The sequence below is a fragment of the Dactylosporangium sp. NPDC050688 genome (assembly GCF_040654515.1).
Lineage (GTDB): Bacteria > Actinomycetota > Actinomycetes > Mycobacteriales > Micromonosporaceae > Dactylosporangium.
The window spans coordinates 1-15,584 of the sequence record NZ_JBFAIC010000058.1; the positions used below are offsets into that span (position 1 = coordinate 1).

The 15,584-nt window shown below is 72.5% G+C and carries 14 protein-coding genes and 1 pseudogene; 8 read left to right on the top strand and 7 right to left on the bottom strand.

Annotation, left to right across the window (positions count from 1 at the left end; translation table 11 throughout):
• Positions 1–104: pseudogene (locus AB0H83_RS38430) on the bottom strand (recombinase RecB); the annotation flags it as partial.
• Positions 105–226: 122 nt separating this feature from the next.
• Here AB0H83_RS38430 and AB0H83_RS38435 point away from each other — a divergent pair.
• Together AB0H83_RS38435 and AB0H83_RS38440 are read left to right on the top strand one after the other, a co-directional pair.
• Complete coding sequence (locus AB0H83_RS38435; RefSeq protein ID WP_360104063.1) at positions 227–1,102, top strand: zf-HC2 domain-containing protein; 876 nt, start codon at positions 227–229, stop codon at positions 1,100–1,102.
• 269 nt (positions 1,103–1,371) lie between these two features.
• Positions 1,372–1,617, top strand: a complete 246-nt coding sequence (locus AB0H83_RS38440) for a hypothetical protein (RefSeq protein ID WP_360104066.1) — start codon at positions 1,372–1,374, stop codon at positions 1,615–1,617.
• Between the two features lie 32 nt (positions 1,618–1,649).
• Here AB0H83_RS38440 and AB0H83_RS38445 read toward each other — a convergent pair whose 3' ends face one another.
• Positions 1,650–2,105, bottom strand: a complete 456-nt coding sequence (locus AB0H83_RS38445) for a DUF309 domain-containing protein (protein ID WP_360104069.1) — start codon at positions 2,103–2,105, stop codon at positions 1,650–1,652.
• A 56-nt stretch (positions 2,106–2,161) separates the two neighbouring features.
• Here AB0H83_RS38445 and AB0H83_RS38450 point away from each other — a divergent pair, with 56 nt between their 5' ends.
• A complete protein-coding gene (locus AB0H83_RS38450) occupies positions 2,162–2,425 on the top strand; it encodes a hypothetical protein (protein ID WP_033360254.1) in 264 nt (87 codons plus the stop codon).
• A gap of 180 nt (positions 2,426–2,605) precedes the next feature.
• Here the strand turns inward: AB0H83_RS38450 and AB0H83_RS38455 are convergent, their stop codons facing one another.
• A complete protein-coding gene (locus AB0H83_RS38455) occupies positions 2,606–6,397 on the bottom strand; it encodes a SpoIIE family protein phosphatase (protein ID WP_360104073.1) in 3,792 nt (1,263 codons plus the stop codon).
• Between the two features lie 207 nt (positions 6,398–6,604).
• On the opposite strand from AB0H83_RS38455, the gene AB0H83_RS38460 reads away from it, so the two are divergent.
• Positions 6,605–7,294: a GntR family transcriptional regulator gene (locus tag AB0H83_RS38460; RefSeq protein WP_360104075.1), complete on the top strand. Its 690-nt coding sequence runs from the start codon at positions 6,605–6,607 to the stop codon at positions 7,292–7,294.
• Between the two features lie 119 nt (positions 7,295–7,413).
• Here the strand turns inward: AB0H83_RS38460 and AB0H83_RS38465 are convergent, their stop codons facing one another.
• On the bottom strand, positions 7,414–8,238 hold the full coding sequence (locus tag AB0H83_RS38465; RefSeq protein WP_360104078.1) for a phosphatase PAP2 family protein: 825 nt from the start codon (positions 8,236–8,238) through the stop codon (positions 7,414–7,416).
• Positions 8,239–8,438: 200 nt separating this feature from the next.
• Between AB0H83_RS38465 and AB0H83_RS38470 the strand changes: the two genes are divergently transcribed.
• On the top strand, positions 8,439–9,230 hold the full coding sequence (locus AB0H83_RS38470) for a maleylpyruvate isomerase family mycothiol-dependent enzyme (protein ID WP_360104081.1): 792 nt from the start codon (positions 8,439–8,441) through the stop codon (positions 9,228–9,230).
• Between the two features lie 119 nt (positions 9,231–9,349).
• Here the strand turns inward: AB0H83_RS38470 and AB0H83_RS38475 are convergent, their stop codons facing one another.
• From AB0H83_RS38475 to AB0H83_RS38485, 3 genes are all read right to left on the bottom strand, one after another.
• Positions 9,350–9,745, bottom strand: coding sequence for a hypothetical protein (locus AB0H83_RS38475; protein ID WP_360104084.1), 396 nt, complete (start codon positions 9,743–9,745; stop codon positions 9,350–9,352).
• A 141-nt stretch (positions 9,746–9,886) separates the two neighbouring features.
• Positions 9,887–12,109 (bottom strand): M4 family metallopeptidase, encoded by a 2,223-nt coding sequence (locus AB0H83_RS38480; protein WP_360104087.1) that lies wholly within the window; start codon positions 12,107–12,109, stop codon positions 9,887–9,889.
• 136 nt (positions 12,110–12,245) lie between these two features.
• On the bottom strand, positions 12,246–12,944 hold the full coding sequence (locus AB0H83_RS38485; protein WP_360104089.1) for an HAD family hydrolase: 699 nt from the start codon (positions 12,942–12,944) through the stop codon (positions 12,246–12,248).
• A 69-nt stretch (positions 12,945–13,013) separates the two neighbouring features.
• On the opposite strand from AB0H83_RS38485, the gene AB0H83_RS38490 reads away from it, so the two are divergent.
• The 3 genes from AB0H83_RS38490 to AB0H83_RS38500 all read left to right on the top strand — a co-directional run bounded on the left by AB0H83_RS38490 (position 13,014) and on the right by AB0H83_RS38500 (position 15,291).
• The gene (locus AB0H83_RS38490) at positions 13,014–13,415 is read left to right on the top strand and encodes a hypothetical protein (RefSeq protein ID WP_360104091.1); all 402 of its coding nucleotides are present in this window, start codon (positions 13,014–13,016) and stop codon (positions 13,413–13,415) included.
• 74 nt (positions 13,416–13,489) lie between these two features.
• A complete protein-coding gene (locus AB0H83_RS38495) occupies positions 13,490–14,596 on the top strand; it encodes a magnesium and cobalt transport protein CorA (RefSeq protein WP_360104094.1) in 1,107 nt (368 codons plus the stop codon).
• A 179-nt stretch (positions 14,597–14,775) separates the two neighbouring features.
• Complete coding sequence (locus AB0H83_RS38500; RefSeq protein ID WP_360104096.1) at positions 14,776–15,291, top strand: hypothetical protein; 516 nt, start codon at positions 14,776–14,778, stop codon at positions 15,289–15,291.
• Positions 15,292–15,584 lie beyond the last annotated feature (293 nt).

Sequence of the window (15,584 nt, forward strand, 5' to 3'; positions counted from 1 at the left end):
CACGACCGCCGGAAGTCGCACCATGAGCACTGCGGCCCCGGCGCCACCGGGAAGGCCTCGTCGGGGTTGCCGCCCGCGGCCAGGGCGGCGTCGGCAGCGCGGAGCCCAACCAGGCAACGCTGGCAGCGCCGACCGGGCCGTCGCAGGCATACGACCGCCGGACCGCCGGGCGGCACCGACGGCGCCGGTTTCCCCGGGCGGGCGGCTCGTCTGGCACCATCGGAGCGTGGAGCGTTCACCAGCCGCCGGTTGCGAGGCCTTCCGTGAGGCGCTCTCAGCCCGCCTCGACGGTGAGGCCGAGCCGGTCGACGCCGCCCTGACCGATGCGCACCTGGCCCGCTGCGCCGGCTGCCGCACCTGGCACGCCGAGGCGGCGACGGCCACCCGACTGTTCCGCGTCCGGCAGGTCCCGACCGAGCCGGCCGGCGTCGACGACCTCCTCGCCGCGCTCGACGCCCACGGCGTGCTGCCCCCGGCGGCGGTGCCTCCACCGCCCCGCCGACGGTTCGCCGCCCTCACCCGCCTGGTCGGCCCTGCCCGCTTCACCGGCGACAAGGGCCGGCGCGCCCTGGTCGTGGCGCTGCGGGTGCTGCTCGGCGCGTTCGGCGCGGCCCAGTTCGTCCTCGGCATCGCCCAGGTGGCCAACGCCGCCAGCGCCGCCGAACTGCACGGCGACGGCTCGGGGCACCTCTGGCACGAGTCCGCCGCCTGGAACGTCGCCATCGGTGCCGGCTTCGGCTGGATCGCCAGCCGCCGCGGCCGCCCCGCCGGCGCGCTGCCGATGCTCACCGCGTTCGTCGCGCTGCTCGCCCTGCTCAGCGTCAACGACGTCCTCGCCGGCCGGGTCGAGACGGCACGCCTGCTCAGCCACGGCTTCGTCCTCGCCGGGTACGCGATCGTCATCGCCCTCACCCGCCCTGCCCTCGACCCGGGCCGCCCACCGTCCCGCCGCTCCACCGACGGCTCATCCTCCGGCTCCGGCCGCCCGCCGTCCGACGCCGACGGCCCACCCTCGGGCTCGGGCGGCACTCCCCCGCAGCGCCGGCTCCGACTGATCCCCGGTCAGGCGACCGCCCGAACCTCCGACCGCAAAGCCGCCTGACCCTTCCCCTCCCACCGAACGGCACCCACCGCCACCCACGGGCCGGGCGCTCCCCGCTGCCCGAACCACCCCGCACCACCCACCACCGGCCGGACCGTCACCAGGACCCTACCGCCCGGGTACGACACTTTCCGCCTCACAAAGCCGGCCGGCACCCTGCGCCTGACAGCCATCCGACGCGTGTCGAGCCTCACCGCCGAATCGGCTGAGATGATCTTTCTGAATCGATACAGTTGACGGCAGAACCACACCGGAAAAGGAGACACCAGATGGCCACCCAGACCACCGCGAGCCGGGTCCGCAACGCCGTGACCAGCCGGTTCGAGGCACGGCGCGCCCGGCGTACGCTCGCGCGGGAGATCGCCGCGTACCGGACGCCCGCCGAGCGCCTCGAGCTCGACCTGATCCTCGGCCGCCACACCGCCGAGGAGACCCGCGAGATCGACGAGATCCTGCGCTCCCAGGCCGCCGCCGAGCGTTCGACCTGCCAGGCGCTACAGGTCGACCAGACCTAACGCGCGACCGCAGCATGCAGGCGCGCGCCGGATCAGCTGACCGGGCCGACCCGTAGACGCGGTGGGGTGGTGCCGGCAGAGGTCGCGGCGCTGCGGGCCCAGGCCACCAGGCCCGGCACATCGATGCCGTACGGGGCGGAGCCGTAGTCCGAGAGCCGGTCGGCGGCGCGGGACAGCAGCCTGGCAGCGCCCGTCGGGTTGCCGCGGCGCAGGTGGGTCAGGCCGACCGCCAGCTGCGCCAGGCCCCGCCACAGCTCGCGCTCCCCCGCCGGCGCGCTCTTCCACGCCGCCTCCAGCACCTCGTGCGCGTGGAAAGGGCGGTCCGCGTCGAGCAGCGCCTGTGCCTCGGTCAGCGCGCTGTCCGGCGTGACCTGCAGGTCGTCCGGCATCGTCGGTACGCCCACCGCGCCGCGCGGCAAAGGGCGGCCCAGGCCGTCGCGCGGGCGGGCGTTGCGGGCCCGGCCGGCGTCATCGCGATCGCGTTCCACAGCTCCAACGTAGTCCCAGGACACTGCGACCGTTCGATGTCCGGCATGATGGACGGGTGACGCAGTGGGAGTATGCACGACTGGAGTACCGGGCCGCCGGGACGCTGGGCACGGACAAGTTCGAGGACTGGGACGCGGTGTTCCACTACCCGGGTGGGGTGCAGCGGTGGGGCACCGATGAGCGGTACAACGACCTGCGGCATTTGAACCGGGCCGGGGCCGAGGGCTGGCAGGCGTACGACCGCGCCGCGCTGGTGATCGGGCAGCCGCACCGGTTGCACGCCGTCACGTACTCCCTGCGCCGGCCGATCCAGCGGTAGCGCCGTTCCCCGATGACGCCCTCGCCGGGCACTGGAGGCTGACCAGCGCCGACGTGCGCCCATACCACGGCGGGAGCCGGTACGTCGCGAAGGCCGCCGGTGGCTGGTTCCCCCGGCGGTGTCGCCGACGTCTGGTCGACGGACGACCAGGGCGTCATCGGCGCGCCCTGCACCACTGGCTCAGATCAGCCGCATGCACCACACGGCCTTGCCGTCGGCGGTGGGGCGGGTGCCCCAGCGGTCGCACAGCGAGGACACCAGCTGCAGCCCGCGGCCGTGCTCGTCGTCGGGCGTCGGGCGCTGCTTGCGGGGCAGGTAGGTCGCGGTGTCGTGCAGCTCCAGCACGACGTGGCTGCCGCCGTTGCGCAGCCGCAGCTGGATCGGCGGGCGGCCGTGCATGACGGCGTTGGCGGCCAACTCGCTCACGACGAGGACCAGGTCGTCGATGACCCGGGTCGGGACGTCCCACCGGCGCAGGGTGGCGTCGACGAACCGGCGGGCGCTGCGCACGGCCCGCTCCTCGGCGGGGACGTCGTGGATGACGGACTGCTCGTCGCCGGGCTCGGCGACGACCCGGGCCAGCAGGACGGTGATGTCGTCGTCGGGGCCGTCGGGCAGCAGCGCCGCGACGAGCCGGTCGGGGACGTCGGCGAGCGGCCCGCTGACGGTGCCGACGTGCGCGGCCAGCGCGTCGATGCCGGTGTCCAGGTCGCTGTCGCGGTGCTCGACGAGGCCGTCGGTGTACAGGGTGAGCAGCGCCCCGACCGGCAGCTCGACGCGCTCCTCGACGAGGGTCAGCGGGCCGGTGCCCAGCGGCGGGCCGGAGACGCTGAGGGGGCGCACCGTGCCGCCGGGAAGCAGCAGCAGGGGCGGCAGGTGCCCGGCGTTGGCGTAGGTGAGGCTGCGCTCGCCCGGGTCGTACACGGCGTAGACGACGGTGACGATCTGGTCCTCGCGCAGGTCGCGGACTACACCGTCGAGGAACTCCAGCACGTCGGCGGGCGGCAGGTCCAGCCGGGCGTAGGCGCGCACCGCGGCCCGCAGCTGGCCCATGACGGCGGCGGCGGGGACCCCGCGGCCCATGACGTCGCCCATGACGAGCGCGGTACGGTCCGCGCCGAGCTCGATGACGTCGTACCAGTCGCCGCCGACCTGGGTGCCGGCGACACCGGGCCGGTAGTAGGTGGCGACCTCCAGGTGCTCGGGGTCGAAGGTCAGCGGTGGCATGAGGCTGCGCTGCAGCTCGTCGGCGATGCGGTGCTCGCGGGCGGCGGCCTCCTGCAGGCCGCTGGCGGCGGCGAGGGCCTGTTCGGCTCGGCGCTGCTCGGTGATGTCCTGGTTGGACCCGCGCAGCCGGACCGGGGCGCCGGTGGCGTCAAGCTCCAGCTCGCCGATGGTGCGGAACGTGCGCAGCGTGCCGTCGGGGTGGTACACGCGGGCGTCGTACTCCAGGGGCGCGCCGGCGATCGCGGCGGTCATGGCGGCGTCGACGTGGGCGCGGTCGTCGGGGTGGAGCCGCTCGTTGATGACCGCCCGGGCATCGGCGTCGAGCAGCTCCGCGGCCGTCACGCCGAGCTGGCGCAGGAACTCGTCGGAGCCGCGGATGTCACCGGTCGCGAGGTCCAGCTCCCAGCTGCCCACCGAGGCCAGGCGCTGGGCCTGGTCCAGCAGTTCCCGGCTGCGTTGCAGTTCGTCGCGGGTACGGCGGACGCGGTCGAACTCCAGGTTGGCCCGCACCCTGGCGCGCAGCTCCCGCGGCGAGAACGGCTTGACGAGGTAGTCGTCGGCGCCGGCCTCGAGCCCTTCGACGGTCGCCTCGTCGCCGGCCCGGGCCGACAGCATGATGACCGGCAGGTGCGCGGCGGTGCTGTCCGCGCGCAGCGCGGCGACCAGCCCGAAGCCGTCGAGCTGCGGCATCATCACGTCGGTGAGCACGAGGTCGGGCTGGGTGTCGTGGAGCAGCCGCAGCGCGGCCGTGCCGTCGGTGGCCTCCACGACCTGGTAGTCGGTCTCCAGGATGCTGCGGATGTAGTCGCGCATGTCGGCGTTGTCGTCGGCGACCAGGACCGTCGGCGCGGTGGACGGCGCCGGCGGCTCGGTTGAAGGCGCCAGCGGCTCGGTTGAAGGCGCCGGCAGCGCGGTTGAAGGCGCCGACGGCTCGGCGGGGGCGATCCACCGCTCGACCTCGGCGAGGAACCCGGGCACGACCCGGTCCGCGGCTGGGCCCCCGTCGGTGAGCTCGACGCCGGCGGCCGGCACCGCCTGTTCGTCGCCGAACGGCACCCGGACCGTGAACGTGCTGCCGGTGCCGGGCGTGCTGCGGACCCCGGCGGTGCCGCCGTGCAGGGCGGCCAGCTCGGCAACGAGCGCGAGGCCGATGCCGGAGCCCTCGTGGGTGCGGGACCGGGTGCCCATGATGCGGTGGAAGCGGTCGAACAGGCTGGCCTGGTCGGCCTGGTCGATGCCGACGCCGGTGTCGGTGACGCTGAGCTCGGCGGTGCCGTCGACGGCCGCGACGCGGACCGTGATGGACCCGTCGAACGTGAACTTCAGCGCGTTGGACAGCAGGTTGAGCGTGATCTTCGCCCACATCTCGCGGTCGGCGTGGACGGGCCGGGGCAGCGGCGGGCAGTCCACGACGAGCCGCAGCCCGGCGCGCTGGGCGGCGGGCCGGAACATGCCGGCCAGCTCGGCGGTGACCGCGGCGAGGTCGAGCGGCTCGAAGCGCGGCTCGGCCTTGCCGGACTCCAGCTGGGAGAAGTCGAGCAGCGTGTTGACGAGCTTCAGCATCCGCTCGGCGTTGCGGTGCACGACCTCGACGCGTTCGCGCTGTACGGGAGGCAGCGGCGCGGCCTGGTCGGTGAGGGCGTCCTCGGCCGGGCCGAGCAGCAGCGTGAGCGGGGTGCGGAACTCGTGGCTGACGTTGGTGAAGAACGCCGTCTTGGCCCGGTCGAGCTCGGCGAGGGACTCGGCCCGGCGGCGTTCGGCGGCGTAGGCGCGGGCGGTGCCGATCCGCGCCGCGAGCTGCCCGGCGATGAGGTCGATGAAGCCGGCGTACGCGGCGTCGAACGGCCGGTACCGGTTGAGCCCGACGACGAGGAACCCGTAGGGCCGGCCGCCGCCGGGTGCCGGCAGCGGGACGAGCCGGACCTCGGTCGGCGGCTCGGGCCACGCGCCGGAGGGCAGGTCGGCGTAGCCGCCGAGGGTGAGCGCCGCGCCCCGGGCGAGGTCGGCGACCGGCCAGAAGGGCTCGTCGTCGGGGTCGAGGATCTCGGGCGCCACCGGGGAGCCGGCCGGCACGCCGGTGCGGCAGGCGAGGTGGGCGGTGTCACGGACGTCGGCGAAGAGGTACGTGAGGGTGAACGGCAGGTCGTCGGCGCGGGCGCCGAGGTGCCGGGCGGCGGTGGCGAAGACGCTCCGCTCGGCGACCCGCTCCTGGTCGCCGCCCTCGGCGTCGGCGGCGAGGTCGCGCAGGGTCGCCATGCGCCGCTCGCCGATGACCCGCTCGGTGTCCTCGCTGACCACGCAGAGCATGCCGGCGATGTCGCCGGCGTCGTCGGTGAGCGGGCTGTAGGAGAACGTGTGGTAGGTCTCCTCGGTGTAGCCGCTGCGGCCGAGGAACAGCTGCAGCGCCACGTCCCAGGTGGCGGTGCCGGTCGCCATGACCGCATCGATGCGGGGGCCGATCTCGGGCCAGATCTCGGCCCACACCTCACGGGCCGGCTTGCCCAGCGCCCACGGGTACTTCTTGCCGAGGGTGTCGCGCCGGTAGGCGTCGTTGCAGAAGAACGTGAGCTCGGGACCCCACGCCATCCACATGGAGAACCGGGAACCGAGCAGGATCCGCACGACCGAGCGCAGGCTCTGTGGCCAGTCCGCGGGCGGGCCGAGCGGGGTGGCCGACCAGTCGACCGCGCCGAGGTCGCGACTCACCTCGGAGTCGTCGGTCATCGACCAGGCAACCTCACCCATCCGACCAGCCTACGCATTCGGTCGGGTTTGCGACGATGTCGCGGGCGGTGCGCTCCAGTGCGCCACCGGCGATCCGGCCGCCCCCGTCAGCATCAGCCGCACCGCCGATGGCGAACCAGCTGCGGGAATGTGAGGATGACTCTGCCCTCCATCCGATCGTATATGATTGTGTGGGCGCCCGGCCCCTGTCAAGACTGGAACTCGCACGTGCAGCATGAGCACAGCAGCACCGGGCCGTCCGGGCCCTCCAAGCACGAGCTCGCCTATCGCCGCATCCGCGAGCGCATCCTCGACGGTCGATACCAGCCCGGGCACCGGCTCGTGCTGAGCACCCTGGCCCGGGACCTCGACGTGAGCCCGGTGCCGGTCCGCGAGGCGATCCGGCGGCTGGAGGCCGAAGGGCTCGTCAGCTTCGAGCGCAACGTCGGCGCCCGGGTGGCGACGCTCGGCGACGACGACTGGGCGCAGCTGGTGGAGATGCTGGCGCTGCTGGACGGGTACGCGTTCGCGGCGGCGGCGCCGCACCTGACCGCGGTGCAGATCGGGGTCGCCAGGGGGCTCAACGCCCAGTTGCGGCAGGAGCATGCGCGCGAACGGATCATGGGGCTGCACCGGCAGTTCCACCGCACCATCTACGGCTGCTGCGGCAACCGGCACATGGTCGAGGCGCTGGATTGGCTCTGGGACCGCATCGACGCGTCACAGGTGCTGGCGTCGCTGTACCCACGGCTGCGGGTGCGGGCCGCCGTGGACGAGCACGACGCGCTGCTGGACCGCCTGGAGCGCGGCGAGGACGACGCGGCGGCCCTGGAGTCGTGCGCGCGCGAGCACAACCTGAACACGATCCGCGCGATCCGCTCGGCGCAGGCACCGGCCCAACGGGAGCCCGAGCGATAGACCCCGGACAATAAGAAGACCGGCATCCACGGGGGAAGATGCCGGTCTCGTGTTCAACTATACGACGCCTATTCGTTTCCCGCCAGTGGGCAGTTCTGCGGCTCGGGGTCGCCCGGCCGTCAGGTCGGCTTGCCGACCTTCTGCGGCTGGCCGCCGGGGTCGCTGATCGTGTCGCCGAGCGTGGCCAGGTAGGCGGCCTCACCGACGGCGAGGTACTCCAGGTTGCGCCGCAGCTGCATCGGGGTCGTCACCGGCGGCTCCCCGGCGGGCCGGCGGGCCCGGCCGACGGCCAGCAGCAGCGCGCCGACCAGGATCGCGGCGATGATCCCGTCGAGCCAGTAATGGTTGGCGGTACCGACCACGACGATCATGGTGATCACCGGGTGGGCGAGCCACAGCCAGCGCCAGCGGCTGCGGGTAGCGACGATCAGCCCGCAGGCGACCACGAGCGCCCAGGCGACGTGCAGCGACGGCATCGCCGCGTACTGGTTGCTCAGCGTGTCGGTCTGCGGCGGCCCGTACACCGACGGCCCGAACTTCGCCGCGGTGTCGACCATCCCGATGCCGGCGAGCATGCGGGGCGGCGCGAGGGGGAACGCGAAGTGCATCACCAGCCCCGCCGCGGTCAGCCAGGCGAGGATGCGCCGGAACCGCAGGTAGTGCGCGGGCCGGAAGACGTACATGAACAGCAGGAAGGCGACCGTGGCCGGGAAGTGCACCACCGCGTAGTAGATGTTGGCGGCGCGGATGACGGCCTCAAAGGTGAGCAGCAGGTGCTGCAGGTCCATCTCGTCGGGCAGCCGGAGCGCCCGCTCGGTGTGCCAGATCAGCTCCGCGTTGGCATAGGCCTGGCCGACCTTGCCGTCGACGAGCAGCCGCCCCATCTTGTACGCCAGGAACAGTCCGACGACCAGCAGCAGTTCGGCCCATGCGCGAGGGCGCACCCGCGTGCGGTGTTGGGATCCGGTTCGTGTGGCGGCATCGTCCCGTTCACGTACCCCCGGCCCCCTGTTCACGATCGACAACGTACCTGATGTTGCCAACCCGGCAATATTGCTGTTCAGGCAGGACCCGCCATGTCCTGCGTCACAAACTTGTTTATCCTTCAAGAAAAAAGTCGATGTTCAAGGGTTGAGGGAGCACCATGACCAGCCGAGCCGACCAGGCGATCGCCGCCCTGCGCAAGGGGCACGAGGACCTCACCGCCGTCGTCCGCGGGCTCACGTCCGAGCAGCTCACCGGCCCTTCCGCGGCCACCGAGTGGGACATCTCCCAGGTGGTCAGCCACCTGGGCAGCGGCGCCGAGATCAACCTGGAGGCGGTCCGCGCCTCCCTCGAGGGGCGCCCCGCGCCGGAGTTCGAGTTCAACAAGGGCGTGTGGGCCCGCTGGGACGGGATGACCCCGCAGGAACGCGCTGTCGAGTTTCCGATCGCGAACCAGCGCCTGGTCGAGGCCTACGAGGCGTTCGACGAGACCCAGCGCGCCGAGCACCGCATCGACATCGGCTGGATGCCCGAGCCCGTCGACGTGGCGACGTCGGCCGTGCTGCGGCTCACCGAGTTCGGCTACCACGACTGGGACATCCGGGTCGCCCTGGACCCGTCGGCGACGCTCGCCCCGGAGGCGGCCGTTCTCATCGACGAGCGGGTCGAGGGGCTGTTCGGCTGGATCGCGAAGCCGGCGTACCTCGACGGCCGCACCGCCGACCTGCTCGTCACGCTCACCGACCTCGGCGAGCAGCGCGGCCTGCGCCTGGCCGACCCGGTGGCCCTGACCGGCGCGCCGGCCTCACCCGACGGCGAGCTGAGCCTGACCCTGGAGGCGTTCCTGCGCCTCGCCGCCGGCCGCCTCGGGCCGCGGTACACCCCGGCCGATGTGAAGATCACCGGCCCGATCGCCCTTGACGACCTGCGCGCCGTCTTCCCCGGTTACTGACTGACAGAGCGACCCCGGCACCGCAGTCGCGGTGCCGGGGTCGCGGGAACAGATGAACGGTGCTACCGGACGCTGCGGCGCTGTCGTGCCGGACGGTGCCGCCGCACCCGGTCAGCAGGTCAGGAGGCCTTCAGGTCCTTGAGGCAGAGCACGTCGCCCTTCTGGCCCGCCTTGCCCCACCACAGGATGCTGGTGGCGTCGGGGAAGGCCTTGCAGACGGTCTCACCGTCGGTCATCGCTTCCGACTGCGTCTTGCCGCCGACCTTGCCGACGACGGTGACGTCCGCGTCGGCGGCGTCACACTTGACGATCTTCAGGTCGTTGGCCGAGACCTCGTGCAGGCAGTCGCCGACGTTCGCGTTCTCGGCCGAGTCGCGGTTGAAGTACCACACGATACCGGCCAGGACGAGCAGGACGGCGATTGGGCCGACGAACCGGAGGACCTTGGAGCGACCGCCGCCGGAGGGGGTCTGCGGGGTCGTCGCGCCCGCGTCTGGGGCTGTGGGGGATGCCATGCGGAAGTTCTACCGGTGACGGAGCGTCAGCGTTGCCCCGTGCTCATATCGAATCCGTCACGGCGAGGTCTCACCTTGGCGCAGGCGGGACGATCGGTGCCCGCCTGCGCCGTGGTGGGGCTTATGTGCTCCGGTGCGGGCCTACAGGGTCAGGCTCCACGTGTCGATCCGGCCGGTGTCGAGGCTGGCGGCGTCACGGACCCGCAGGGTCCACGTGCCGTTGGCGGCCTCGCTCGACAGGTTGACGGTGAAGGTCTGGATGATGTTGTCGGTGCTGCCGCCGGACCGGTTCGACAGGTTGTAGACCGAGCCGTCGGGCGCGACGAGGTCGACGACCAGGTCACCCTTGTACGTGTGGTAGATCGTCACCGGCACGGAGCTGGTGGCCGAGGCGTTACGGTTGCAGCCACTGATGGTGATCGTGCTGGTGACCGTCGTGTTGTCCGGGATCGCCACGTCGTTGCCGTTGGTGCCGGTGCAGCCGGGCGCGCCGTTGACGGTCAGGTTGAACGTGGTGGTCCGGGTCGAGCTGGCACCAGTGCCCGTGACGGTGACCGCGTACGTGCCGGACGGCGTCGACGCGGAGGTCGCGATCGTCAGCGTGGACTGGCCGTTGGCCGAGCTGATCGAGGTCGGGCTGAAGCTGGCGGTCGCACCCGACGGCAGGCCGGACGCGGTGAGCGCCACGGTCTGCGCCGAGCCGTTGGTGACCGTCGCGGAGATCAGGCTCGTCACCGAGCTGCCCGGGTTGACCGAGCCGCTCGCCGGCGTGGCGGTGAGGGAGAAGTCGTTGCCGGTCGGGCAGGCGGCGTCGTTGCCGGCCACGTTCACCGCGGTCCACGCGGCCTGGACGGTCTTGTACTCCACCGAGCAGGTGCCGTACAGGTCGGTCGCGGCGCGCAGCGTGTACGCCCGGGCCGTGTTGGCCGGGTTGCTGGTGTTCACGTAGGACGTGTTCGAGGTGAAGTACACGTCGAGCGCGCGGTACCAGATCTTCTCGGCCTTGGCCCGGCCGATGCCGACGACCGCGGCCGCGGAGCCGCAGACCGGCGACGTGCCGTAGGCGGTGGCGCCGGTGCCCTCGGCGAGGTTGAAGAAGAAGTGGTTGCCCACGCCCGAGGAGTAGTGCACGTCGACGTTCTTCGTGCTGGTCGACCAGCAGCCGTGCGACGAGCCGTCCAGCGTCGGGTTGTACATGTAGCGCAACGGCGTGTTGTTGCCGTTGATGTTGATCTTCTCGCCGATCTGGTAGTCGCCCGGGTCGGCGGAGGTGTTGGCGTAGAACTCGACCATCGAGCCGAAGATGTCGGAGGTGGCCTCGTTGAGGCCGCCGGACTCGCCGGAGTAGACCAGGCCCGCGAGGGCCTCGGTGACGCCGTGGCTCATCTCGTGGCCGGCCACGTCGAGCGCGACGAGGGGCCGGCTGTTGCCGGAGCCGTCGCCGTAGGTCATCTGCGAGCCGTCCCAGAACGCGTTGACGTACGCGTTGCCGTAGTGCACGCGGCTCGGCACACCGTTGCCGTTGCCGAAGATGCCGTTGCGGCCGTGCACCAGCTTGAAGTAGTCGAACGTCTTCGCCGCGCCGAAGTGCGCGTCGACACCGGCGGACTGGCGGTTGGAGTTGGCGCCGGTGCCCCACGTGTTGTCCGCGTCCGTGAACGTGGTGCACGTGCTGGTGCCGTTGTTCATGTCGCAGGTGCGGCCGTTGCCGTGCGACGGGTCGATCATCTGGTACGTCGAGCCGGACAGCGTCGTGTCGATCGTGACCGCGCCCGAGTAGATGCTGTTGCCGGTGCCGTTGACCGTCTCGATCTCGTCGAAGGCGCCGCGGACCGCATTGCTGTTCGCGTCGGTGATGACGTGCAGCTTCGACGGGGTCTGATCGTCGGGCAGCCAGCCGCTGACCACGGTCTCGTAGGCCAGGACGCCGGTGCCGTCGCTGGCGTCGACGAACAGCTCCGGGCTGCCGACTGCGGTGATCGTGCCGCTGAACGCGGTCCTCGCCTTCGCCGTGGCGGACGCCTTCGCGACCGTGGCGGTGGTCCCGAGCGTGAGCGGCGCGTGCAGGCCGACCGAGGTCCCGGCGAACGTGCCGTCCGGCGCGGCGTGCACGACGAAGTCGCCGCCGTAGACCCGCAGGCCGTGGTACGTGCGCGTGTAGCGGGTGTGCGAGGCGCCGTTGGCGTCCTTCTTGCTGCTGGAGACCGTGTAGGCCTCACTGTCGGCGGCGCGGATGTCCGTGCGGTGCGCCTGCAGGCTCGACGGGGTCGGCGTGCTGGGCGCGGCGCCGGCGGGCGACGCCACGGCAGCCAGCAGGCCCCCGGCGAGCAGGAGTGCACTGGCGGCGGCGATAGATCGTTTCACTCGGCCTCCCTGACATATGACTCGTGGCGGTAGCCACGCATGTACATATAGCAATGGGTTTGCACGGCCGTTTCATATCACTTCGCCCATACCACCGGCGTCGTCACCCGTTGGGGTACGCGTCGCGACTCACCGCTCACGGCCGCCGCATCGCCTCCGGCAGGTCGTGTACGGAACGCAGCCGGCGGTCCGCGGGGACGTCGGCGCGGCCGGACGGGTCGATGAGGTACGCGGTCATCCCGAAGCGCTCAGGGCCGGCGAAGTCGGCGGTGTACGTGTCGCCGACGAAGACGGCCGCGCCGGGCTCGATGCCGAGCCGCTCCACGGCCGCGGCGTAGATGGCCGGGTGCGGCTTGCGCCGGCCGACCTCCACCGACGTGACGACGGCGTCCATCGCGTCCAGGATGCCCATGGCGGCGAGATGGCCGGGGACCAGGTCCGGCTGGTGCGTGTTCGTGACGACCGCGAGCCGGTACACCCGCGACAACGACCGCACGAGCGGCACCACGCCGTCGGGGTAGGTGACGCCGGCGCTCCACTCGGCCAGGTAAAGGCGGATGAACGCGTCCACCTCGCCGGCGGCGGGCCGCCGCCCGAGGACCTCGGCGAGGTAGGCGGTGCCGACCTGCGTCATCGAGAACTCGTGGTCCCCGGCCGCGCTGCCCAGGTCGAACCCGGCGAAGGCGCGGTCCCAGCCCGCCAGGAACTCCGCGTACGACACGCCGGCGCCGAGCCCCACCAGCTCGGCGTGCGTGCGGGGGAAGCCCTGCGCGGTGCGCCGCGCGTCGTAGTCCACGAGGGTGCCGAAAAAGTCGAACAGGATGTGCGTGGGCATCCCGCACCCTAACCGCGGCCCGCATCGACCGGTCTTGAAGCCTGGGCTACCCGGGAGTAACTTGACCGGATGCGAATGGTGGCACTGGTCATCGCGGCGGTCGGGGTCCTCGTCGAGGGCGTGGTCGTCGGCGCCGCCCTGTTCGTGGTGGGCGGGGTGATCGGGGCGTACTCGATGTCGCTCAACGGCGCCGACCCCGGCCACGCGCAGGTCGCGATCCGGGTCGCGGCCGTCGTGCTCGGGGTGTTGCTGGTCGCCCTGGGCGTGCGGCTGCTCGTCGCCGCGCTGCGGCAGCGGGCGGCCCGCCGGTGGACGGTCGTCGCGCTGGTCGTGCAGTGCGTGGTCGTCACGATCGCCGGGGTCGCGCTCGGCTGGGAGGTCTTCGCCGGCACGCTGCTCGTGCTGGGCACCCTCTTCTACGTCACGCTCGACGAGAGCGACGAGCCCGCCCGCGCACTGTCCGGCAGCTGACCCGGGCCGGTCCCCTGCGACGATCAACGCGGTAGCGTGGCGCGCAGCGTGCCGCGGCGTGAAGGGGGCCAGGAGTGCAGCAGGTCAAGGTGGGCCGGCGGGTCGGCCGGATGCTCGGCCGGATGATGCGCCACCTGCAGCCGGAGCCGCCGCTGGCGCACCTGCTCGCCGACGCCGCCGAGGACGACGCGGTCGTCGACTGTGCGCTGTACGTGCGCGGCGTACGCCAGCCGGGACCGCACACCTTCCACGAGGCGTACACGGCGGCCCGGCGGCGGCGCAACGGGTTCGTGTGGCTGGGGCTGTTCCAGCCGACGCGGGCGCAGTTCGCGGCCGTCGCCGAGGAACTCGGGCTGGACGACCTCACCGCCGAGAAGGCCCTCGCGCCCGAGCGCCGGCCGGCCGTCGAGCGCCGCGGCGACGTGATGATGCTGATCGTGCGCACCGCCCGCTACATCGAGCACGCCGAGCTGACCGCCACCTCCGAAATCGTCGACACGGGCGCGGTGACGCTGCTCGTCGGCGCGCACTTCGTGGTGTCCGTCCGCCACGGCGGCGCCGGCGCCCTCGCCGACGTCCGCCAGCAGCTCGAGCGGCGCCAGGCCATGCTCGCCAATGGCCCGTGGTCGGTCGCCTACGCGGTGTGCGACCGGATGGTCGAGGTGTACCACGAGGTCGCCGCCGGCGTGGAGCAGGACGTCGAGCACCTGGAGCAGACTGCGTTCCTGCGGGCCGGCGGCTGCGACGTGCAGCAGATCTACCAGCTGAAGCGGGAGCTGGTCGAGTTCAAGCGGGCGGTGCTGCCGCTGCAGGCGCCGCTGCGGCGGATGAACGACCCGGCCGTGGTGGAGCTGCCGCCGCAGCTGCGGCAGTACTTCGCCGACATGCTCGGCCGGCTCACCCAGGTGGTGGAGCGGGTCGCCTCCGACAACGAGCTGCTCGACTCGATCTTGCAGGCCCGCCTCGCCCAGGTCGGCCTGGACCAGAACAACGACATGCGCAAGATCGCCTCATGGGCCGCCATCGCCGCGCTGCAGACCGCGATCGCGGGGATCTACGGGATGAACTTCGAGCACATCCCCGGGCTGCAGTGGCAGTACGGCTTCTACCTGACCCTGCTGATCATGGCCACCGGCTCGGTGGTCCTGTACCGCCTGTTCCGGCGGTCCGGCTGGCTGTGACGCCTGGCCCGCCGCCGCGCGCGGCGGGAAGAGTTGCGCCGGTCCGCTCAGGAGGGCGCACGGCGCCGCAGACCTTCCGGCCCTGCTGGTCGACGAGCTCGAACTCGTGCTTGCCGACCTTTGTGCGCTGCGGCACATCCCCGCCGGAACCCACCGCCCTGGTCGCGACTCCGGAATGCGTGAGACTTCTCGTGCTCTTCCCGGCCGTCGTGGTGCTGGCCGCCGGGTGTACCGCATCGGCACCGCCGCAGGCCGCGCCTCGGTCCGGACCTCAGGCGGCGCCGCAGTCCGCGTCTCAGGTCGTGCCGGGCGCCCCGGCCCGCACCGGCTGCGGCTCCGTGGTCGAGACCGGCCCGCTGCCCGAGTGGGCTCGCGCCGGCTTCTCCGGCGACGCCCGCATACCGCACGTCATGGGCGACGGCGGCAACATCGTGGCGGCCGTCTTCGGCCACCCCCTGGCGGTCACCCGGCCCGACGGCTCGTCCAACAAGATCCTCTGGGTCTCCAAGCCGCCCTACCCGCCCGGCGACCTGCAGATCGACGCGACCCGCGACGGCACCGGCGATGCGGCTCAGCGCCGCGTACCCGGCGGCCCCGGCCCGTCGATCATCGACCTGCCGCAGGCGGGCTGCTGGCGGCTCACCCTCACCTGGTCCGGCCACTCCGACACCATGGACCTCGTGTACCAGCCGTGACCCCGCCTCACGCTGCGGGCCGTCCGCTGCCGCGCCGACGCCGACCCCCGCCTCATGGCAGGCGTCGTGACTGACCACCCACACCGGACTGGCGGCCCCTGCCCGTGGCGGGTGCCGCCCACGGGTAGTTGAAATGACCGGTGGCGGCGCCGTCGCACCGACCCGGTCGCGGAACCAGTGAACGCTGCGACCAGCGCCCAGGCGGGACGGGCCGGCGACAGCGGACGAGGCGACCAGTCGGCGTGCAACCCGGCGCAGACGATACGGTCCGCGACCCGGCCGAACAGCGCGGA